At 66.1% G+C, this 18,129-nt stretch carries 21 protein-coding genes; 9 read left to right on the forward strand and 12 right to left on the reverse strand.

Features of this window, described 5'->3' with window-relative positions:
• Window positions 1-37: 37 nt before the first annotated feature.
• The gene (purL, locus tag O3305_RS22190; protein ID WP_269574457.1) at window positions 38-2,257 is read right to left on the reverse strand and encodes a phosphoribosylformylglycinamidine synthase subunit PurL; all 2,220 of its coding nucleotides are present in this window, start codon (window positions 2,255-2,257) and stop codon (window positions 38-40) included.
• Window positions 2,258-2,543: 286 nt separating this feature from the next.
• Between purL and O3305_RS22195 the strand changes: the two genes are divergently transcribed.
• Window positions 2,544-2,981 (forward strand): PAS domain-containing protein, encoded by a 438-nt coding sequence (locus O3305_RS22195; RefSeq protein ID WP_269574458.1) that lies wholly within the window; start codon window positions 2,544-2,546, stop codon window positions 2,979-2,981.
• 69 nt (window positions 2,982-3,050) lie between these two features.
• Here the strand turns inward: O3305_RS22195 and O3305_RS22200 are convergent, their stop codons facing one another.
• From O3305_RS22200 to arsC, 3 genes are all read right to left on the reverse strand, one after another.
• Window positions 3,051-3,929, reverse strand: coding sequence for an AraC family transcriptional regulator (locus O3305_RS22200; protein WP_269574459.1), 879 nt, complete (start codon window positions 3,927-3,929; stop codon window positions 3,051-3,053).
• Window positions 3,930-4,108: 179 nt separating this feature from the next.
• On the reverse strand, window positions 4,109-5,191 hold the full coding sequence (locus tag O3305_RS22205) for a GGDEF domain-containing protein (protein WP_269574460.1): 1,083 nt from the start codon (window positions 5,189-5,191) through the stop codon (window positions 4,109-4,111).
• 186 nt (window positions 5,192-5,377) lie between these two features.
• Entirely contained in the window at window positions 5,378-5,716 is a 339-nt protein-coding gene (gene arsC, locus O3305_RS22210; protein ID WP_269574461.1) for an arsenate reductase (glutaredoxin), read from the reverse strand.
• A 67-nt stretch (window positions 5,717-5,783) separates the two neighbouring features.
• Here arsC and O3305_RS22215 point away from each other — a divergent pair, with 67 nt between their 5' ends.
• On the forward strand, window positions 5,784-6,617 hold the full coding sequence (locus O3305_RS22215; protein ID WP_269574462.1) for a hypothetical protein: 834 nt from the start codon (window positions 5,784-5,786) through the stop codon (window positions 6,615-6,617).
• A gap of 35 nt (window positions 6,618-6,652) precedes the next feature.
• Here the strand turns inward: O3305_RS22215 and accC are convergent, their stop codons facing one another.
• From accC to aroQ, 3 genes are read right to left on the reverse strand one after another with little or no spacing between them, the layout of a single operon-like run.
• The gene (gene accC / locus O3305_RS22220) at window positions 6,653-8,008 is read right to left on the reverse strand and encodes an acetyl-CoA carboxylase biotin carboxylase subunit (RefSeq protein WP_269574463.1); all 1,356 of its coding nucleotides are present in this window, start codon (window positions 8,006-8,008) and stop codon (window positions 6,653-6,655) included.
• Between the two features lie 5 nt (window positions 8,009-8,013).
• Entirely contained in the window at window positions 8,014-8,499 is a 486-nt protein-coding gene (accB, locus tag O3305_RS22225; RefSeq protein WP_184169532.1) for an acetyl-CoA carboxylase biotin carboxyl carrier protein, read from the reverse strand.
• A 35-nt stretch (window positions 8,500-8,534) separates the two neighbouring features.
• Window positions 8,535-8,969 (reverse strand): type II 3-dehydroquinate dehydratase, encoded by a 435-nt coding sequence (gene aroQ / locus O3305_RS22230; RefSeq protein WP_269574464.1) that lies wholly within the window; start codon window positions 8,967-8,969, stop codon window positions 8,535-8,537.
• 80 nt (window positions 8,970-9,049) lie between these two features.
• On the opposite strand from aroQ, the gene thiS reads away from it, so the two are divergent.
• Together thiS and O3305_RS22240 are read left to right on the forward strand one after the other, a co-directional pair.
• Window positions 9,050-10,054 carry a sulfur carrier protein ThiS gene (thiS, locus tag O3305_RS22235; protein ID WP_269574465.1) on the forward strand — a complete coding sequence of 335 codons (1,005 nt, stop codon included), beginning with the start codon at window positions 9,050-9,052 and terminating at the stop codon, window positions 10,052-10,054.
• A complete protein-coding gene (locus O3305_RS22240) occupies window positions 10,054-10,830 on the forward strand; it encodes an alpha/beta hydrolase (RefSeq protein ID WP_269574466.1) in 777 nt (258 codons plus the stop codon). Before thiS ends, O3305_RS22240 begins: the two co-directional genes overlap by 1 nt.
• 113 nt (window positions 10,831-10,943) lie before the next feature.
• Here O3305_RS22240 and O3305_RS22245 read toward each other — a convergent pair whose 3' ends face one another.
• The gene (locus O3305_RS22245) at window positions 10,944-11,540 is read right to left on the reverse strand and encodes a class I SAM-dependent methyltransferase (RefSeq protein WP_269574467.1); all 597 of its coding nucleotides are present in this window, start codon (window positions 11,538-11,540) and stop codon (window positions 10,944-10,946) included.
• 91 nt (window positions 11,541-11,631) lie between these two features.
• Here O3305_RS22245 and O3305_RS22250 point away from each other — a divergent pair, with 91 nt between their 5' ends.
• Window positions 11,632-11,835 (forward strand): CsbD family protein, encoded by a 204-nt coding sequence (locus O3305_RS22250; RefSeq protein WP_269574468.1) that lies wholly within the window; start codon window positions 11,632-11,634, stop codon window positions 11,833-11,835.
• 88 nt (window positions 11,836-11,923) lie between these two features.
• The gene (locus O3305_RS22255) at window positions 11,924-12,619 is read left to right on the forward strand and encodes an ankyrin repeat domain-containing protein (RefSeq protein WP_269574469.1); all 696 of its coding nucleotides are present in this window, start codon (window positions 11,924-11,926) and stop codon (window positions 12,617-12,619) included.
• 97 nt (window positions 12,620-12,716) lie between these two features.
• On the opposite strand, the gene O3305_RS22260 is transcribed toward O3305_RS22255, so the two are convergent.
• Complete coding sequence (locus tag O3305_RS22260) at window positions 12,717-13,523, reverse strand: SDR family NAD(P)-dependent oxidoreductase (RefSeq protein ID WP_269574470.1); 807 nt, start codon at window positions 13,521-13,523, stop codon at window positions 12,717-12,719.
• Window positions 13,524-13,670: 147 nt separating this feature from the next.
• On the opposite strand from O3305_RS22260, the gene O3305_RS22265 reads away from it, so the two are divergent.
• Window positions 13,671-14,081: a winged helix-turn-helix transcriptional regulator gene (locus tag O3305_RS22265; RefSeq protein WP_269574471.1), complete on the forward strand. Its 411-nt coding sequence runs from the start codon at window positions 13,671-13,673 to the stop codon at window positions 14,079-14,081.
• 16 nt (window positions 14,082-14,097) lie between these two features.
• Here O3305_RS22265 and O3305_RS22270 read toward each other — a convergent pair whose 3' ends face one another.
• Together O3305_RS22270 and O3305_RS22275 are read right to left on the reverse strand one after the other, a co-directional pair.
• Window positions 14,098-14,337: a hypothetical protein gene (locus O3305_RS22270; protein ID WP_184169507.1), complete on the reverse strand. Its 240-nt coding sequence runs from the start codon at window positions 14,335-14,337 to the stop codon at window positions 14,098-14,100.
• 76 nt (window positions 14,338-14,413) lie between these two features.
• Window positions 14,414-16,066 (reverse strand): thiamine pyrophosphate-binding protein, encoded by a 1,653-nt coding sequence (locus tag O3305_RS22275; RefSeq protein ID WP_269574472.1) that lies wholly within the window; start codon window positions 16,064-16,066, stop codon window positions 14,414-14,416.
• Window positions 16,067-16,244: 178 nt separating this feature from the next.
• Between O3305_RS22275 and O3305_RS22280 the strand changes: the two genes are divergently transcribed.
• Window positions 16,245-16,862 (forward strand): SMI1/KNR4 family protein, encoded by a 618-nt coding sequence (locus O3305_RS22280; protein ID WP_269574473.1) that lies wholly within the window; start codon window positions 16,245-16,247, stop codon window positions 16,860-16,862.
• 29 nt (window positions 16,863-16,891) lie between these two features.
• Entirely contained in the window at window positions 16,892-17,653 is a 762-nt protein-coding gene (locus O3305_RS22285; RefSeq protein ID WP_269574474.1) for a glutathione S-transferase family protein, read from the forward strand.
• Here O3305_RS22285 and O3305_RS22290 read toward each other — a convergent pair.
• Window positions 17,650-18,129 carry a hypothetical protein gene (locus O3305_RS22290; RefSeq protein ID WP_269574475.1) on the reverse strand — a complete coding sequence of 160 codons (480 nt, stop codon included), beginning with the start codon at window positions 18,127-18,129 and terminating at the stop codon, window positions 17,650-17,652. The two genes, O3305_RS22285 and O3305_RS22290, sit on opposite strands and share 4 nt — an antisense overlap.

Consider the following 18,129-nt stretch of genomic DNA (forward strand, 5'->3'; position numbering starts at 1 on the left):
GAACGACCTCCTTCCATTGCCGGCCCGGCGCGTCACCTCATGCCAGGGCGGCGTCTTCCCCCATCAGTTCTGGGAAGAAAGCTTCGTGCGCCGCCTTGAGATCGGTCAAGCTCACGCAGAAATCGCCTTCTTCCAGCTCGAAGATGATCCGGTCCTTGATCGTGCGACCGATCGGGTCGGCCGCAAGACCGGCCTTGTCGGCGGCGACCAGGAAGTCGGCGAGCGATTCGTCGCGCACCGTGACCACATACAGGCCCTGGTCCTCGCCGAAGAACGAGCCCGCAATCCCGAACGGCTGGGGCTGGTCGATGATCGCGCCGATGCCCGAGGCCATCGCCATTTCGGCGAGCGCCACGGCGAGGCCGCCATCGGCGACGTCATGGCAGGCGGTGATGCAGCCGGTGTTGATCGCCGAACGGATGAAGGCGCCGGTGCGGCGCTCCATCATCAGGTCGACCGCCGGGGCGGGGCCTTCCTCGCGGCCATGCAGCTCGCGCAGCCAGATCGACTGGCCGAGATGGCCCGAGCGCTCGCCCACGGCGAGAATGATGTCGCCGGTGCCCTTGAACGCGATCGTCGCGCTCTTGCTGTAGTCCTTGAGCAGGCCGATCGCGCCGATCGCCGGGGTCGGCAGGATCGCCGAGCCGCCGCCGGTGGCCTTGGACTCGTTGTAGAGCGAGACGTTGCCCGAGACGATCGGGAAGTCGAGCGCGATGCAGGCTTCCGACATGCCCTCGAGGCAGCCGACGATCTGGCCCATGATCTCCGGGCGCTGCGGATTGGCGAAGTTGAGGCAGTTGGTCACGGCGAGCGGCGTCGCGCCGACTGCCGAGAGGTTGCGCCATGCCTCCGCAATAGCCTGCTTGCCGCCTTCGATCGGGTCGGCGAAGCAATAGCGCGGCGTGCAGTCGGTGGTGATCGCCAGGCCCTTGCCCGAGCCATGGACTCGGACCACTGCGGCATCGCCGCCCGGGCGCTGCGTGGTGTCGGCGCCGACCATGTGGTCATATTGTTCCCAGATCCAGCGACGCGAGGCGAGGTCGGGGGTGCCGACCAGCTTGAGCAGGTCCGCGGCCGGATCCACGCTCTCCGGCACGTTCGCCAGCTCGGCCGGCTTCGGCGTCGGCACATGCGGACGGTCATAGAGCGGCGCTTCGTCGGCGAGCGGAGCGAGCGGGATGTCGGCGACGGTGTCGCCCTTCCACTTGAGCACCATGCGGCCGGTATCGGTGACGTGGCCGATGACGGCGAAATCGAGCTCCCACTTGCGGAAGATCGCTTCGGCAAAGGCTTCGCGGCCGGGCTTGAGCACCATGAGCATGCGCTCCTGGCTCTCCGACAGCATCATCTCGTACGGCGTCATGCCGGTTTCGCGCTGGGGGACATCGTCCATGATCAGCTCGATGCCGACGCCACCCTTGCTGGCCATCTCGACCGACGAGGAGGTGAGGCCGGCGGCACCCATGTCCTGGATCGCGACGATGGCGTCCGACGACATCAGCTCGAGGCATGCTTCGATCAGCAGCTTCTCGGTGAAGGGATCGCCGACCTGGACGGTGGGGCGCTTCTCCTCGCTGTCCTCGCCGAAATCGGCCGAGGCCATGGTCGCGCCGTGGATGCCGTCGCGGCCGGTCTTCGAGCCGACATAGACGATGGGGTTACCCACGCCGCTCGCGGCCGAATAGAAGATCTTGTCGGTATCGGCGATGCCGACCGTCATCGCATTGACGAGGATGTTGCCGTCATACGCCTTGTGGAAATTGACCTCGCCGCCGACGGTGGGGACGCCCACGCAATTGCCATAGCCGCCGATGCCATGGACCACGCCGGCGATGAGGTGCTTCATCTTGGGGTGATCCGGCCGGCCGAAGCGCAGCGCGTTCATGTTGGCGATCGGGCGCGCGCCCATGGTGAAGACGTCGCGCAGGATGCCACCCACGCCGGTCGCCGCGCCCTGATAGGGCTCGATGTAGGACGGGTGGTTGTGGCTCTCCATCTTGAAGATCGCCGCCTGGCCATCGCCGATATCGACCACGCCGGCATTCTCGCCCGGGCCGCAGATGACCTGGGGGCCGGTGGTCGGCAGCTTCTTGAGGTGGATGCGGCTCGACTTGTAGCTGCAATGCTCGGACCACATCACCGAGAAGATGCCCAGCTCGGTCAGGTTGGGCTCGCGGCCCATTGCCTTGAGCACGCGCTCATATTCTTCGGGAGTGAAGCCGTGTTCGGCGACGGTTTCGGGGGTGATCTGGCTCATGGGCGCAGCCCATAGCGAGGGTGTTCGCCCGCGTCACCCCCGAGCGGGGCGGAAGCAGAAATGTTGAATCTCTTGAATCCCCAACGCGGGTGCGCGGCGCCGGAAAACATCGGCACCGGATTGGCGGGCAGCGTAGCGGGGGAGGAGAGGCGGATCGGCATCGCCGGGCAGCCAAGCAGATGGAATCCTACATTAAAAGACCGATTCGTCGCTGTTCGATGGGACTGGACATTAACCACTACAGGCGTAGCAAAGGGACATAGGGAGCAGGATCTCGGGTGGTAGCTTGTCGCGTCACTGGATAGATCGGGTAGCGGAGCCGGCATCGGGCCGCGTGCCGATGGGCTGGGCGAACGGGCTGCATGTCGTGCCCGACGAAGCGCCCGGCGTGCTCGCCCCGATGCCCGCCGCCTGGGAATGCGACCTTTCCGACGATTCGCTGCGCTGGACGCCCGGGGTGTTCGAGATATTCGGGCTGCCACCGGACGTGCCGCTGCGTCGTGAAGACGCGGTGGCGATGTACAGCGCCGAATCGCAGGCGGAGCTCAAGCGACTACGCGATGACGCGATCGCGACCTGCGGGAGCTTCACCTTCGAGGCCGAAATCCGGCGCCCGAATGGAGAGGTGCGCTGGATGCGGATTACCGCCGATGTCGAGGTCCGCGATGGTCGGGCGGCGTATCTGTACGGGCTCAAGCAGGACATCACCCATTTGAAGCAGTGAAGTTGGGCTAACGCGCATCTCTTTCGTCGTCCTCCCCGCGAAGGCGGGGAGGACGGTTACCGGGGGCGGCTAATTCAAGGGCAGGAACACGTCCGTCACGGCCTCGCTCGCCGGCACGTCCGGAAAGAACTTCACCCTTTGCGCGAACATCGGGAAGTCGCGCAGTTCCTCGCCGCTGCGCGGGAGCCAGTCGGCGTAGAGGAAGTGAGCGGCGGGGCGGAGATTGTCGCCCGGGCCCGTCATCCGGATCAGGGCGCAGCGGCCGGCAGGGATCAGGCCTTCGGTGACGCCGGCATGATTGGGCGCGACGCGGTTCGCCGCGCAGGCGATGTCGAGCCGGTAATCCTCGGCCGGCACGCTTTCCGGATCATTGTGCAGGATGTTGAAGGTCGCGCTCTTCGCCGGCGCCACGCCATTGGCGCGGCGCCAGTCGATGAAGCGGCGGATCGTGTCGCCGATCGCGACGGGATCGCCGTGATGTTCGACCAGTGCGACCGGCGTGTCGGGGAAATCGATGATGGTGACATCGGCATCGGTGAAGGTGGGCGTCATGTGCTGGCTCCTTGCCTGTTCGAGCGGCGCGAGCGCCGCGTTCCAGGGAGCCCATTCCGGGCCGGCACGGAATTCGCTCGGGCTTTGTCCGATCCGCTGCCGGAACGCGCGCGCAAAGGCCTCAGGCCCGCCGAATCCGGAGTCGAGCGCGATGTCGAGCACGCTATGCTTCCGGTAGGCGAGGGCGAGCGAGGCCCGTTTCAGGCGGGCGAGCTGGACATAGCGGTGGACGCTGATCCCGAAGAGTTCGGCGAACTGGCGGTGGAAATGGAAGGGCGAGAAGGCCGCGACGCGCGCCAGCGCCCCGGTGCCGAGATCGGCGTCGAGATGCGCGTCGATATGATCGAGCACGCGGCCCATCCGGGCGAGATAGTGCTGGCTTGCGTCTGGCTTCACGGTTCCTGGTCTCCCTGAGGGGAGGGGATGCCGCAAGGGGTGGTGGGGCGCCTGACGGTTCTTGCGGAGTTGGGGGGCTTTGGAAAAGCGCCGTTCCCCGGCGAACGCCGGGGCCCAGGGTTTCTATGCCGTGTCGCTTGTGACCCTAGGCCCCGGCTTTCGCCGGGGAGCTGTCAGGGTCAGGCCGCCGAGGCGATCGCGCTGGTGGAGGTGACCACCCGATCCTTGCCGGCGTGCTTGGCCGCATAGAGGAGTTCGTCGGCGATGCGCAGCGCTTCGCTTGGATCGCCGGTGACCGTGGTGACGCCGGCGGAGAAGCTGATCCGGCCGATCGGCATGTCGGTGGTCTGGTCGCGCAGCATCCGTTCGCGCAGCCTGGTGCGGCAGGCGTCGAGCGTGTCTGCCGCATCCTCGGCATCGCTGCCTTCGAACAGGCAGATGAACTCCTCGCCGCCATAGCGGCCGACCGTCACCCGGCGACCGAGGAACTCGCTCAGCGTGCGGCCGACGAAGCGGAGCACCCGGTCGCCGGTCTGGTGGCCGTGGCGGTCGTTGATCGCCTTGAAATTGTCGATGTCGCACAGCGCCAGCGCGAAGGGCGCGGCGTCGGTGCGGGCCAGCGCCTCTTCCATCCGGATGAAGAAGCCGCGGCGATTGGGCAGGCAGGTGAGGTGATCCTCCTCCGCCTCGCGCACCGCGCGCTGGAGATCGGCGCGCAGGCGCTTGGTGTCTTCGCGCGTGCGCTCCAGCCGGCCGCCGATCCTGCGCGTGGTCTCGGCCACGTCGAGCGTCGCCGAAAGCAGCCGGCGATAGGCCTCGGCCGGCTCCTTCTCCATCTGCCCGGCGGCTTCGCCGAGCGCGGTCGAATAGGCACTGGTCGAAGCCGAGGCATCGCCGACGGCGCCAAGGCATTCGGCAACCTTGGCCTCGAGCTGGCGGGTGAGCTTGTCGAGCTTGTCGGGCGTGTCGTTGGGCGTGCAGCGCTCGACGATCCGCTCCACGTCGCGGTCGCTGAGCTTGCCCTTGAATTCGAGAACCGTCTGGGCCGCCTGGATCAGCGCGGTATCATTGCCGTCGAGGAAGCGGCTGGCGAAGTCGAAATTGGTCGTGGTCGGCTCGAGACCATATTGAAACAGCAGGGCGCCGACCTGCTCGTAGCGCAGGCGATACTGCGCGACCCGATCGGATTCGGTGCCGTCGCTGCGCCGGAACCAGGAGGTGAGGCGGTCGAGCGGGGAATGGAGCGAGACAGGCGCGTTCATGCCCGCGACTCGCCAATTCGGCCGGTGCTGAGTCGCACGGCCTCCCGTTTCGGACCTTTCCTGTAATTCCTGAACCTTACCGGCATTTCCACCCCCGTTTCGACGAGAATGCTACGCGGCGGATCGTTAATTTTCAGGCCACCAAAGCTCGGAAAGCCGTGGATAACCGGGCGTCCGGGCCGAAAATTATAGGATGGATCGGATATTCTCCGGCGGGCGGCCGAGGCGAACGCCCTTCTCGGTGACGACCAGCGGGCGCTCGATCAGGATCGGGTTTGCGGCCATCGCATCGAGAATGGTATCGTCGTCCGCGCCCTTGAGCGGCTTGGCGGCGTCCTCGGCGATGCGCAGGCCTTCGCGCGGGGTCATGCCGGCGCGGGCATAGAGGTCCTTCAGCGTGTCGCGGCTCGGCGGGGTCTTGAGATACTCGATGATCTCGACCTCGATGCCCGGCGTCTCGTTCAGGATCGCCAGCGCCTCGCGTGACTTGGAGCAGCGGGGATTGTTGTAGATCGTGGCCTTCATGCTTGTGCCTTGATTGTCTTGAAACGAAGAAGTTGTGATACCAATCGTTGGGTTTGAGGGGGGGGCTATGCGAGAAATTCACTTTGGTCTTGTGGCAGCCGTCCTGGTCGTGTGGGGGCTGAATTTTATTAGTCCAGCGTCAGCGCAGCAAGCGCCCGAAGGGTTTGTGATCGTCGAAGCAGTCGAAACTGCGGACATTGCTGTGCGATCAGTGCACGCTGGAGATTCGATCCTCAAATTGAAGACCTATGCCCCCTTTGCGATTAAGCTGGATGAAGACGTTGGGCTAAATAGCGATTTAGCTATGCGCGCGTCCATCGACCCAAGCGCGCCATTGCGCCGGGGTGTGGTGCTAATCGCAACCGAGAATCGTAGCGGGCGCTATTGCGTGCCTTTGCGCGCAAGCGGAATCGGCATGGCTGGGGCCTGCCTAATCGACAGCAATGCCGACGGAAAATTCGACGGAATTCAGAAAGTCGCGTTCACCTCGATCAATCCCGACGGCATGGCCGTGAGTAAGAAGGGAAATGTGATTGGGGTACGGCATAAGCAAATTGAGGCGCTGCCATCACCAATTTCTTATTCGCCAGTTGACTATCACGAGGGGCCGGCAGGGGAGGCCGACCTGCGCTGGGGCGGCAAGCGGGCAAAGATTGCTGGCCAGTCTTCCAATATTGCCTTTTGGTTTGATTATGATCGGACTGAAGGCCCTTTGTCGGTTCCGACGGCAGTTACTGTCGATGCCGGGCCGGGGCGAATCGAGATTTTTGGCTTCTCTCTACAATTGATGGGATTCGATACCAGTAAATCTCTTCTCATTCAGTCGGCTTCGGTAAAGTCCGGCGTTCGGGCGTCGATGACGTTCCGAAATCGAGCGATGGGGATGATGATCTACTTGTAACGAATCCTTTCAGGCGGACCTGATCCCGGATGGGATCAGGCCTCGTCCTGGCGTGCCAGCCACTCTTCGAGCCACTTGATCGTGTACTCGCCCTTCTGGAACTCGGGGTCGTCGAGCAGCGCCTGGTGGAGCGGGATGGTGGTCTTCATCCCGTCGATCACGAACTCCTCCAGCGCCCGGCGCAGGCGGCGCAGCGCGCCCTGGCGGGTAGTGCCGTAGACGATCAGCTTGGCGATCATCGAGTCGTAATAGGGCGGCACCTTGTAGCCGGCGTAGAGGCCCGAATCGACGCGGACGTTCATGCCGCCCGGCGCGTGATAGCCCTTCACCAGGCCCGGCGAGGGAGCGAAGGTGCGCGGGTCCTCGGCGTTGATGCGGCACTCGATCGCATGGCCGCGGAAGACGACGTCCTCCTGGCGCAGCGTCAGGCCATGGCCCTCGGCGACGCGGATCTGCTCGCGGACGAGATCGAGGCCGGTGATCGCCTCGGTCACCGGATGCTCCACCTGCAGGCGGGTGTTCATCTCGATGAAGTAGAACTCGCCATTTTCCCACAGGAACTCTATCGTGCCGGCGCCGCGATAGCCCATGTCGGCCATCGCCCTGGCGCAGATCCCGCCGATGCGCTCGCGCTCCTCGGACGAGAGGACGGGCGAGGGGGCTTCCTCGAGCACTTTCTGGTGGCGGCGCTGGAGCGAGCAGTCGCGCTCGCCGAGGTGGATGGCGTTGCCATTGCCGTCGCCGAACACCTGCACTTCGATGTGGCGCGGGTTGCCGAGATACTTTTCGAGATAGACGGTGGCGTCGCCGAAGGCGGCCTTGGCCTCGCTGCCCGCCTGGAGCATCTGCGCTTCGAGATCGGCCGGGTTGGTCACGACCTTCATGCCGCGGCCGCCGCCGCCCGACGCGGCCTTGATGATCACCGGATAGCCGGCAGCTTCCGCGATCTTCTTGGCTTCCTCGACATCGCTGATCGCGCCGTCCGAGCCGGGGACGAGCGGCAGGCCGAGCGCACCGGCGGTGCGCTTCGCCTCGATCTTGTCGCCCATCGTGCGGATATGCTCGGGCTTGGGGCCGACGAAGATGATGCCGTGCGCCTCGACGATCTCGGCGAACTTGGCGTTCTCCGAGAGGAAGCCATAGCCCGGGTGGATCGCATCCGCGCCCGAGATCTCCGCCGCGGCGATGATCCGGTCGATCTTCAGATAGCTCTCGGCGGCAGCCGGCGGCCCGATGCAGATCGCCTCGTCGGCGAGGCGGACATGCATCGCGTCCGAATCGGCGGTGGAGTGCACCGCGACGGTCTTGATGCCCATCTCGTGGCAGGCACGATGGATGCGCAGCGCGATCTCGCCGCGATTGGCGATCAGAAGCTTCTTGATCTCGGGCAAGGCGCTTACTCGACCACCACGAGGGGCTGGTCGAACTCGACCGGCTGGCCGTTGTCGACCAGGATCGCCTTGACCGTGCCGGCCGAGGTGGCGTGGATCGGGTTCATCACCTTCATCGCCTCGATGATCAGCAGCGTGTCGCCGGCCTTCACCGACTGGCCGACTGCGATGAAGTTCGCGGCTTCCGGGTTCGGTGCGAGATAGGCGGTGCCGACCATCGGCGACTTGACGGCGTTGAGCGCGGCGACCGGCGCCGCCTCGGCGGCCGGAGCGGCAGCGGCAGGCGCGGCAACCGGGGCGGCCACGGGCGCGGCCATCGGCGCCTGCATGATCGCCGGCGCAGCCTGCACGGTGCGGGCGACGCGGACCTTGCGGTCGGCGTCCTCGACCTCGATTTCGGTCAGATTGGTTTCGTCGAGCACCGCGGCGAGCTGGCGCACCAGCTCGATATCAACCTGCATGGCGCCCGCCTTGTCGTTCTTGTCTGCCATTTGATCTCGTTCTTCCGATGAAACCGCGCCCTTTGTCAGAGGAGCGCGGCGGCTTCAAGCGCAAGCATGTAGGACAGCGCCCCGAAACCGGAGATGGTTCCCTTGGCGGCCATGCCCACATAGCTGTGGTGGCGAAACTCCTCCCGGGCGAGCGGGTTGGAGAGATGGACTTCGAGTACCGGCGTCCTGATCGAGCGGATCGCATCGTAGAGCGCCAGGCTGGTATGGGTGAAGGCACCGGCATTCAGCAAGACGGCTTTTGCACCGCGCGCCTGGGCCTCGTGCAGCCAGTCGACCAGATGGCCCTCATGGTTGGACTGGCGCAGGTCGATCTCGAGATCGAGCTCCTTGGCACGGTCTTCCAGCCGGCCGGCAATGTCGTCGAGCGTGTCCGAACCGTAGATCTCCGGCTCGCGCAGCCCCAGCAGATTCAGGTTGGGACCGTTGAGGACGTAGATCGTGTTGGCCAAGGCCAAGCCTTTCGGTTGCGGGCGCGGGAGCGGCTTCCCTATATGAGCCCGCGCTTCCGATCAATTTCCAAGGACAGTTCATGCACAGCGACTGCACCGTCTCCATCACCGTAAACGGCGAGCACAAGCGGGTGACGGCCGGCCTGACCATCGCCCAGCTGGCCGAGGAGCTCGGCCTGGTGCCCGCCAAGCTGGCGGTGGAGCGCAACCTTGAGGTCGTTCCGCGCTCGACGCTGGACCAGGTGGTCGTCGAGGATGGCGACGAGCTGGAGATCGTCCACTTCGTCGGTGGCGGCGACCATGGCAAGCCGGTGGACGAAGACACGTGGAGCGTCGCCGGCAAGACCTTCCGCTCGCGGCTGATCGTCGGCACCGGCAAGTACAAGGATTTCGAGCAGAACGCGGCAGCGGTGGCTGCTTCGGGCGCCGAGATCGTCACCGTGGCGGTGCGGCGGGTGAACGTCAGCGATCCGAACGCGCCGATGCTCACCGACTATATCGATCCCAAGAAGATCACCTACCTGCCCAACACCGCCGGCTGCTTCGATGCCGAATCGGCGATCCGCACGCTGCGCCTGGCGCGTGAGGCGGGCGGCTGGGAGCTGGTGAAGCTCGAAGTGCTGGGCGAGGCGCGGACTCTCTACCCGGACATGGTCGAGACTCTCCGGGCCACGGAAATTCTGGCGAACGAAGGCTTCAAGCCGATGGTCTATTGCGTCGACGATCCGATCGCCGCCAAGCGGCTGGAGGATGCGGGCGCGGTGGCGATCATGCCGCTGGGCGCGCCGATCGGCTCGGGCCTGGGCATCCAGAACCAGGTGACGATCCGGCTGATCGTGGAAGGCGCCAAGGTGCCGGTGCTGGTCGATGCCGGCGTGGGCAGCGCTAGCGACGCCGCGATCGGCATGGAGCTGGGCTGCGACGGCATCCTGATGAACACCGCGATCGCCGAGGCCAAGGACCCGATCCTGATGGCGGCTGCGATGAAGGCGGCAGTGGAAGCCGGCCGGCTTTCCTATCGTGCCGGGCGCATGGCCAAGCGCCGCTATGCCGATCCGTCGAGCCCGCTGGCAGGCCTGATCTGATGCGGGGCGCTGCTGCGGCGCTTGCGTTGCTGGCGCTCTCGGCCTGCCATCCCAAGCCCGCCAACGTGCCCAAGGAGGCACGCTCGATCTCGGCCGAGCCGGTGACGCTCACCGCGGCGGACGGCGTGAAGATCGCCGGCGTCCATACCGGCGTGGAGAAGCCCAAGGCGCTGATCCTGCTCTTCCACCAGGCCGAATCGGGCAAGGACGAATACGCCACGATCGCGCCGCGCCTCGCCACCTGGGGCTATGCCTCGCTGCGGATCGACCAGCGTGCCGGCGGCGAGCTGTTCGGCGGAAACGCGACCGCCAAGGGCGTGGGCGTGAAGCCGGGCCATGTCGCGACTCCGGCCGAATATCTGGCGGCGAAGCCGGATCTGGAGGCCGCGCTTGCCTGGGCCGAGGCGAAGAAGCTGCCGGTGATCCTGTGGGGCAGCAGCTATTCGGCATCGCTGGTATTTCTGCTCGCGGCCGAGCATCCCGAGCTGCGGGCGGTGATGGCCTTCTCGCCGGGCGAATATTTCGACGACAAGACGCTGGTGGCGAAGGCTGCGGCCAAGGTGCGGGTGCCGGTGTTCGCGACCTCCGCCAAGGACGGGCACGAGATCGACGCGGCGCGCGACATCCTCGCCGCGGTGCCCGGTGCCAAGGAGCAGTTCGTGCCCAAGCTGGGCGGGGTGCACGGCTCGTCGACCTTGCTGCGTGCGAAGAACCCGGACGGCTCCGAGCCGGCCTGGTCAGCGGTGCTGGCGTTCCTGCAGAAGGTGGCACCGTGAGGCCGGGTTTTCTTACGTCATCCCGGCCTTGAGCCGGGATCCCGCTTCTTCTTTGTCAGGATAGGGCAGCGGGACCCCGGCTCAAGGCCGGGGTGACGAGATGTTGTACAGATCTAATGGGGCCGCCGCACCAGCCACACCGATCTTCCGCCGATCGCGGCATCCTCGGGCTTGTAGGCGACTTCGAACAGGCCAGTCTTCGCGAACACCGCGCGATATTCGGCCGGATCGGCGCTGGCGTGGAAGAGCTCCTCGCCGAACTGGCAGCCCATTGCGGTGCCGCGTGCCGGGCCGGTGTTGAACAGCAAGGTGCCACCCGGCGCCAGCCAGGGCGCTAGACGCGCGATCAGGGCAAGCTGGTCGTCGGCGGGCAGGTGGAAGGCGCTGTCCCAGGCGATGATCCCACCATAGGCGGTGTCGAGCGGCACGCTGCGCATATCGGCTACAATCCAGCGCTCGCGCGGAAAGCGGGTGCGGCACAGCGCGATCATCTCGTGCGAGGCATCGACGCCGGTGACCGGATGATGATGGGCGATCAGGTAGCGCGCGATCGGCTCGCCCGCCCCGCAGCCCAGATCGAGCACCGGTGCGCCCTTCGTCACCCCCAGCAGGAATCGGTCGAGCCAGGCGCGTTCGGCGAAGCGCTTGCGCCGCTCATGGTCGAACGCGTGCGCATGTCTTTCATAATGTTCGGCAATCCGCTCAGGCATGACGGAACCCATTTCCAGCGCGGACCGTTGTTTCAGTCGGACGGATGACAAGCGCGGCCAAGCGCCAATCCGCGGCTAGGAGACTGGAATCATGGGCGAACTTACCGACAAGATCAAGGGCAACGTCAACGAGCTGGTGGGCAAGGCCAAGCAGGCCGTGGCCGGCGATCCCGCCGACCCGCAGCGCACCCATGCCGACGACAAGCTGGATGCCGAGGGCAAGGCCCAGGAGCTCAAGGGCAAGGGCCAGCAGTTCATCGGCAAGGTGAAGGGCGCGCTCGGCGACGATATCTGATCCGCCCAGGCGGATACTCGGGTGAGGCCGCTCCGGGAAACCGGGGCGGCCTCTTTGTATGGCGGGTGCTCGCGTTTAGGATGCGGCCATGGTTTCGAAGACCAGCCTCACGGAAAGCGTGCGTGGCCGCCGGGTGGAGGAGGTGCGCGAGGGGCTGGCGCTACGTCCCGACCTGCTTGGCCAACGCGACGAGCGTGGGCGGAACTGGCTCCACCTGGCTTGTTCGGTGCCCGGCACGCCGATCGCGATGGCGGAATTGCTGCTCGGCTTGGGCCTGGGACTGGACGAGGCCGCTTTCACCGAAGGGGAATGGCGGGCCACGCCGCTCTGGTTCTCTATCGCGCGCGGCCAGAACTATCCGCTGGCCGAATATCTGCTGAAGCGTGGCTGCAATCCCGATTTCTGCCTGTTCGCCGCCGCCTGGAACGAGGATCGTGCGACGATCCGGCTGCTGCTGACGCATGGCGCGGATATCGAGGAAGGCGCGGGCCGCGGCGAGACGCCGCTGCTGGGGGCGGTGGGCTGGAGCAAGTTCGGTCCGGCGGAGGAATTGCTGGATGGCGGCGCCAATCCCGATGCGCGCGACGGCAAGGGGCGGACCGCGCTGCACCTGATGCTCAGGAAGGGCAGCGCGGCCGGGCATTTCGCGATGTTCGTGGCGGCCGGCGCGCGGGGGGATATTGCCGATGCCGAAGGGCGGACGGCAGTAGAGCTGCTGCGGCGGAAGCGCGATCCGGTGTGGAAGGGAATCGCCGAGGGGCTGGTGAGCCTCTCCTCCCGCTGACCTGTTTCCCGGCGAAGGCCGGGGCCCAGAGCCACAAGCGCAACGGCGGAGCAACCCTGGACCCCGGCCTTCGCCGGGGAACAGGTTGGTGGTGGGCTCAGGCCTCCACAACCTCGCGATAACGCGGCGCGACGTCGCGCTTCGAAAGGTGCGGGCCCATGGCGAGGCGAGCCTCGGTATAGGCGGTGTACAACCCCTCGTCGGCGAGCGGCGGGATCGTCACGGTCTCGCCCCGGTCGAAACCGAGCAGCGCCGCGTTGACCAGATCGTCCACGCCCATCACGAAATCGGCCGGGAAGCTGTCGACGTCCTTGCCCGACCGCTCCCAGATCTCGGTGCGGGTAGCGCCGGGCAGTACCGCCTGGACGCGCACGCCCAGCGGTTCGAGCTGGCCGGCGAGCGAGAGCGACAGGTTGAGCAGGAAAGCCTTGGAGCCCGAATAGGTGCCGTCATACATTTCCGGCACGAAGGCGAGCACGGAGGCGATGTTGATGATCGCACCGCGCCCGCGTGCCTTGAACGCCTTGCCGGCGGCCGAAGCAAGCAGGGCGGGGGCGGTGATGTTGAGTGCGATCAGCCGCTCGATCGCCGGCCCCTCATTGTCGAGCAGCCCGCCGTTCAGCGACATGCCGGCATTGTTGACCAGCAGGGTGATCGCTTCGTCGGTGGCGAGGCGCTTAGCGACGCGGTCGAGATCGTCGCCATCGGTGAGGTCGGCGGGAAACACTTCGACAGTATGGCCGGTCTCGGCGGTGAGGCGCTCGGCCAGCGCCTGCATGCGTGCGGTATCGCGGGCAACGAGGATCAGGTCATGGCCGCGCTTCGCCAGCCGGTCTGCATATACGGCGCCGATGCCGGTGGAAGCGCCGGTGATCAGGGCGGTGCCAAGGGTGGAATCAGTCATGGGTCGTCTCCGAAGCGGCCCGGAGATCGAGTCGCTTGCAATTTAATAGTGAGTCACTATCATTATGCAATGGATATGAGCGAAGAAAAAAATCGGACCTGCTGCCCGGTCGCCCGTGGGCTGGAAAAGGTCGGGGATGCGTGGAGCATGCTGATCTTGCGCGATCTATCGCTCGGCCTGCGCCGGTTCGAGGAGCTGCGGGTGAGCCTGAAGATCGCGCCGAACATCCTCACCGCGCGGCTGCGCGCGCTGGGCGAGGCGGGGCTGGTGGAGAAACGGCGCTACAGCGAGCGTCCGCCGCGGGACGAATATGTGCTGACCGAGGCCGGGCGCGATTTCCTGCCGGTATTGCACGTGATCGGCGAATGGGGCCGGCGCCACAATGGCGAAGGCGGCACCAGCCGGCTGGTCGATATGGAGACCGATGCGCTGGTCGAGCCGATGGTGATCGACCGGCTGACCGGCAAGCCGCTGGCCGATGCGAAGCTGCGCCTGGCGCAGCCGGACGATCCGCTGGTGTCCGGCGCGGGGCCGAAGCGCTCGTGGTTGCTGGACTGAGGCGGCGCGCCCGGGATCAATCCGGGATGTAGAAGCTCCACAGGTCGCTCTGCAGCTTGTGGGCGGCGAAGCGGACCGGGCGGGTCTTCGGGCCGATCTCGCAGATCATGTGCGAGAGGATATCGACCGGCACCATCGGATCGGGCAGGCGGACGGTCTCCGCGTTGATCCAGCGCCATTCTTCCTTCCAGACCTGACGGTTCTGGATGGTCAGATTGTCGCCCTTGCGCCCGACGTGCAGGTGCCGCCAGCCCATATCATGCCTCTTCGATTGAATCCCTGTTTCAGCATTATAGCGGGCAGGGACCTTTCGAATCGGCACTTGGCCGCCTTTATTTGCTCCGCAGGCCCGAGACGGTGAGCCCCGGGGTGATGAACTCGATATCGGTCTTGAGGTGGAGCAGGCGCAGGCCGTCGCGCTCCAGCACCCGGGCCAGGGCAGGGGCGAACTGCTCGGTCGTCTCCACCGTCTCGGCCCAGCCGCCATAGGCGCGGGCGAGCGCGGCGAAATCCGGATTCTTCAGCGTCGTGCCCGAGAGGCGCGTGGGGTATTCGCGCTCCTGGTGCATGCGGATCGTGCCATAGGTCGAGTTGTCGATCAGCAGCACGATCAGGTTGGCGTCATGCTGGACGGCGGTGGCAAGCTCCTGGCCGTTCATCATGAAGTCGCCGTCGCCGGCGAGCGCGACCGCGGTGCGATCGGGGAAGCGGATCGCCGCGGCCACCGCCGCGGGCACGCCATAGCCCATCGCCCCGGCAGTGGGGGCGAGCTGGGAGGGGTGGGCAGCATAGGGCCAGTAGCGATGCCACCAGCTCGAGAAATTGCCCGCGCCGTTGCAGATGATCGTGTCCGCCGGCATCGCCGCGCGCATCGCCGCGACGCACTGGCCGAGATCGAGCGCCACGCCGTCGCGGGGCTTGGGGGTGGACCAGTCGAGCCACTCGGCATGTGCCTGCTCGGCGTCGAAGCTCGGAAGCTCGACGTCCTCATCGGCGGCCAGCGTCGCCGCGAACTCGAACGGTTTGGCGCAGATCGGCAGGTCGGCGAGATAGACGCGGTTGAGCTCGTTCGGGTCCGGATGGACGTGGATCAGCGTCTGGCCGGGATGATCGGGCGTGACCAAGGTGTAGCCGTCGGTCGTCGCTTCGCCGAGGCGGGCGCCAACCACCAGCAGCAGGTCGGCATTCCTGATCCGCTGGACCAGCTTCGGGTTCGGGCCATAGCCCAGATTGCCGGCCCAGACCGGCGAGGCGTTGGGGATCGCGTCCTGGCGGCGGAAGGCACCGGCGACGGGCAGGGCGATGCGCTCGGCGAACTTGAGAAAGGCCTCGCCGGTCTCGGCATCCCAGCCGGCGCCGCCGACGATCGCGACCGGGCGCTTGGCCTGTTCCAGCAGCGCATACATCTGGTCGAGGTCATAGCCGTCGGGCGCCTGGAGCGGCGGGGCGAGCTCGGGCCGGTCGACAGCCTCGACTTCGTCGCACAGCATGTCCTCGGGCAGGGCGATCACCACCGGGCCCGGTCGGCCGGACATGGCCACGGCATAGGCGCGGGCGACATATTCGGGGATGCGGCGGGCGTCCTCGATCTTGGTCGCCCATTTTGCGAGCGGCGCGAACATCGCGGGGAAATCGACTTCCTGGAAGCCTTCGCGGTCGCGCATGCCGCGGTCGACATCGCCGATGAACAGGATCATCGGCTGCGAATCCTGCATCGCGACATGCACGCCGATCGAGGCATTGGTCGCGCCCGGGCCGCGGGTGACGAAGGCCACGCCCGGCTTGCCGGTCATCGCGCCATCGGCGCAGGCCATGAAGCCGACTCCGCCTTCCTGGCGGCAGGTCACCACGTCGATCCGCGGCGTGTCGTGCAGCGCGTCGAGCACGGCGAGGAAGCTCTCGCCCGGCACGTGGAAGATGCGGTCGCAGCCCTGCGCAACCAGATTGTCGACGAGGATCCGGCCCCCGGTACGTTTCGCGGTCATGCGCCTTGTCTAGCGAGGCCGCGCGGCCAGACCAACCCGTGCGATTGTTACCGGCGTATAGGCTGCGGCAATGGCGCGAACCGCCGCGAACTATGTCCGATCCGGAGTCTTCTGCCCCGTCCGATGCTGTTCGGCGTCCCCGCCCCACGATAGAAAACGGTACGAAAGGGGAACAGATATGGCTGGCGATTTCAAGTCCGCGTTCGATGCGTGGCTCGTCTTTCTGAACGATCTCGGCTTCGTCGCCGAAGCGCAGCTCAACCCTCCGGCGACCAGGGCGGCGATCATGGCGGTGGAAGCGGAAATCGGCTTCCGCCTCTCCGACGACCTGCGGGAACTCTACCTGCGGGCGGACGGGCAGAAGCGCTTCCATGAGCCGATCGATCCCACGCCCGGTACGATCGTGACGCCCCTGTTCGGCGGATATGAATTCGCTTCGCTCTCCCGCGCGCTCGATGATTATCGGACCTGGGTGGACGTCATCGACGAATGGGGCGACGAGAGCGACCCGAACGAATGGATCACGCTGCGCGCGGGCGATCCGCCGGTCGCGCGCGAATATTTCCGGCGCGGCTGGTTTCCGTTCGCGATCGATGGCGGGGGAAATGCCTATGCGGTCGATCTCGCGCCGGTTCCGGGCGGTAGCCATGGGCAGATCATCGTGATCGGCAGCGACGAGGACGAGCGCCAGGTGCTGGCGCCGGGGCTCACGGCATTCCTTGTCGCGGCGGCCCAGTGCGAGCCGGTTTGGGAGGAGGGCGATGGTCCGCTGCGCTTTTTCGAGATAGAGCTCTGATCCAGGAACGGCGATAGTGCGGAGGCCCCATGCTCATCATCGGCAACCATGTCTCGCCCTATGCCCGCAAGGTGTTCGTCGCGCTTGATCACAAGGGCGTCGACTATGAGATCGATCCGATCGTGCCGTTCTTCGGAACCGAGGAATTCACCCGGGTAAGTCCCTTGCGCCGGATTCCGGTGCTGATCGACGGCGATCTGCTGCTCAACGATTCGACGGTGATCGCCGAATATGTCGATGAGCGCTGGCCCGAGCCGCCGCTGATGCCGCGCGCCGCCGCCGACCGGGCAAAGGCGCGTTGGATGGAGGAGTTTGCCGACAGCCGGCTGGGCGACCTGATCATCTGGCGGCTCTTCTACCAGAAGACGATCGTCCCCTATGTGTGGAAGCGCGAGATCGACCATGCGCTGGTCGAGAAGACGGTGACGCAGGACCTGCCCGAGGCGCTCGACTGGATCGAGGCGCGGGCGCCGGGCGAGGGCTTCCTGTTCGATCATGTCTGCACCGCTGATTTCACCTATGCCTGCTTCTTCCGCAACGCTTCGCTCGCCGGGTTCGAGGTAGATGCGGAACGCTGGCCGCGAACCGCGAACTGGCTGGAGCGGGTCCGCGCGGTGCCGGCGTTCGCGGGGACGATGCCGCTTGAGGCGGCGATCTTCGGGGTGCGCTCGGCGGACCGGGCGGAGGCGCTGCGGGCGGCGGGCGCGAAAGTGGCCGAGCACAGCTATGGCGACCGGACGGCGCAGCGCTCGATCATGCTGGAAGATGGGCCAGCGGTCGGAGGAAGCTAGACTATCACGCTCTGGATCGGGGCCGGATAATGTCTGACGAACTCCCATCCCTTGCCGCTCTTTTGCAGAACGATCGCATCGCGCGAGTTTTTATCGGCCACTTCGACGAATGCGAAGCTCCCGGAAAAAGCTGGCGTGGAAAGCGTGGCCCTGGTCCTGCAATCCAGTTTCAGCGCATTGTCGATGAGGCTTTCCAGGTCGAGCGCGAGGCTCACGTCCCTGGATTGGGCAAGTTCGTCCGCGCGAAGGATAGCGGCGTCCCTCACCTTGTCACGCCAGGGGATGTGATAGCCTGAGGGCCGCCTGGTCTTGAGCGCCAGGCAGGTCGTTACGGGCTGTGCCTTCGCCACCTTTTCGAGGACCGCCCGCTCATCCGCGGTTGCCGGCGGCAGCAAAAGCCAGGCGACGCCGAGGGCGCCCGCCAAAGCCAGTGCCAGGAGGGTGAACCGGAAAAGGGTGGGCCGGCGCAACTGCAC

Origin of the sequence: Sphingomonas sp. NIBR02145, from assembly GCF_027359115.1 — a bacterium.
In the GTDB taxonomy this organism is placed as follows: Bacteria; Pseudomonadota; Alphaproteobacteria; order Sphingomonadales; family Sphingomonadaceae; genus Sphingomonas; species Sphingomonas kyeonggiensis_A.

Excerpts from the sequence above, each read along its gene's own strand:
- purL (WP_269574457.1), bottom strand. The coding sequence starts at position 2,257 with ATGAGCCAGATCACCCCCGAAACCGTCGCCGAACACGGCTTCACTCCC.
- O3305_RS22205 (WP_269574460.1), bottom strand. The coding sequence starts at position 5,191 with ATGAACGCGCCTGTCTCGCTCCATTCCCCGCTCGACCGCCTCACCTCC.
- arsC (WP_269574461.1), bottom strand. The coding sequence starts at position 5,716 with ATGAAGGCCACGATCTACAACAATCCCCGCTGCTCCAAGTCACGCGAG.
- O3305_RS22215 (WP_269574462.1), top strand. The coding sequence starts at position 5,784 with ATGCGAGAAATTCACTTTGGTCTTGTGGCAGCCGTCCTGGTCGTGTGG.
- accB (WP_184169532.1), bottom strand. The coding sequence starts at position 8,499 with ATGGCAGACAAGAACGACAAGGCGGGCGCCATGCAGGTTGATATCGAG.
- thiS (WP_269574465.1), top strand. The coding sequence starts at position 9,050 with ATGCACAGCGACTGCACCGTCTCCATCACCGTAAACGGCGAGCACAAG.
- O3305_RS22240 (WP_269574466.1), top strand. The coding sequence starts at position 10,054 with ATGCGGGGCGCTGCTGCGGCGCTTGCGTTGCTGGCGCTCTCGGCCTGC.
- O3305_RS22245 (WP_269574467.1), bottom strand. The coding sequence starts at position 11,540 with ATGCCTGAGCGGATTGCCGAACATTATGAAAGACATGCGCACGCGTTC.
- O3305_RS22250 (WP_269574468.1), top strand. The coding sequence starts at position 11,632 with ATGGGCGAACTTACCGACAAGATCAAGGGCAACGTCAACGAGCTGGTG.
- O3305_RS22255 (WP_269574469.1), top strand. The coding sequence starts at position 11,924 with ATGGTTTCGAAGACCAGCCTCACGGAAAGCGTGCGTGGCCGCCGGGTG.
- O3305_RS22260 (WP_269574470.1), bottom strand. The coding sequence starts at position 13,523 with ATGACTGATTCCACCCTTGGCACCGCCCTGATCACCGGCGCTTCCACC.
- O3305_RS22265 (WP_269574471.1), top strand. The coding sequence starts at position 13,671 with ATGCTGATCTTGCGCGATCTATCGCTCGGCCTGCGCCGGTTCGAGGAG.
- O3305_RS22270 (WP_184169507.1), bottom strand. The coding sequence starts at position 14,337 with ATGGGCTGGCGGCACCTGCACGTCGGGCGCAAGGGCGACAATCTGACC.
- O3305_RS22275 (WP_269574472.1), bottom strand. The coding sequence starts at position 16,066 with ATGACCGCGAAACGTACCGGGGGCCGGATCCTCGTCGACAATCTGGTT.
- O3305_RS22280 (WP_269574473.1), top strand. The coding sequence starts at position 16,245 with ATGGCTGGCGATTTCAAGTCCGCGTTCGATGCGTGGCTCGTCTTTCTG.
- O3305_RS22285 (WP_269574474.1), top strand. The coding sequence starts at position 16,892 with ATGCTCATCATCGGCAACCATGTCTCGCCCTATGCCCGCAAGGTGTTC.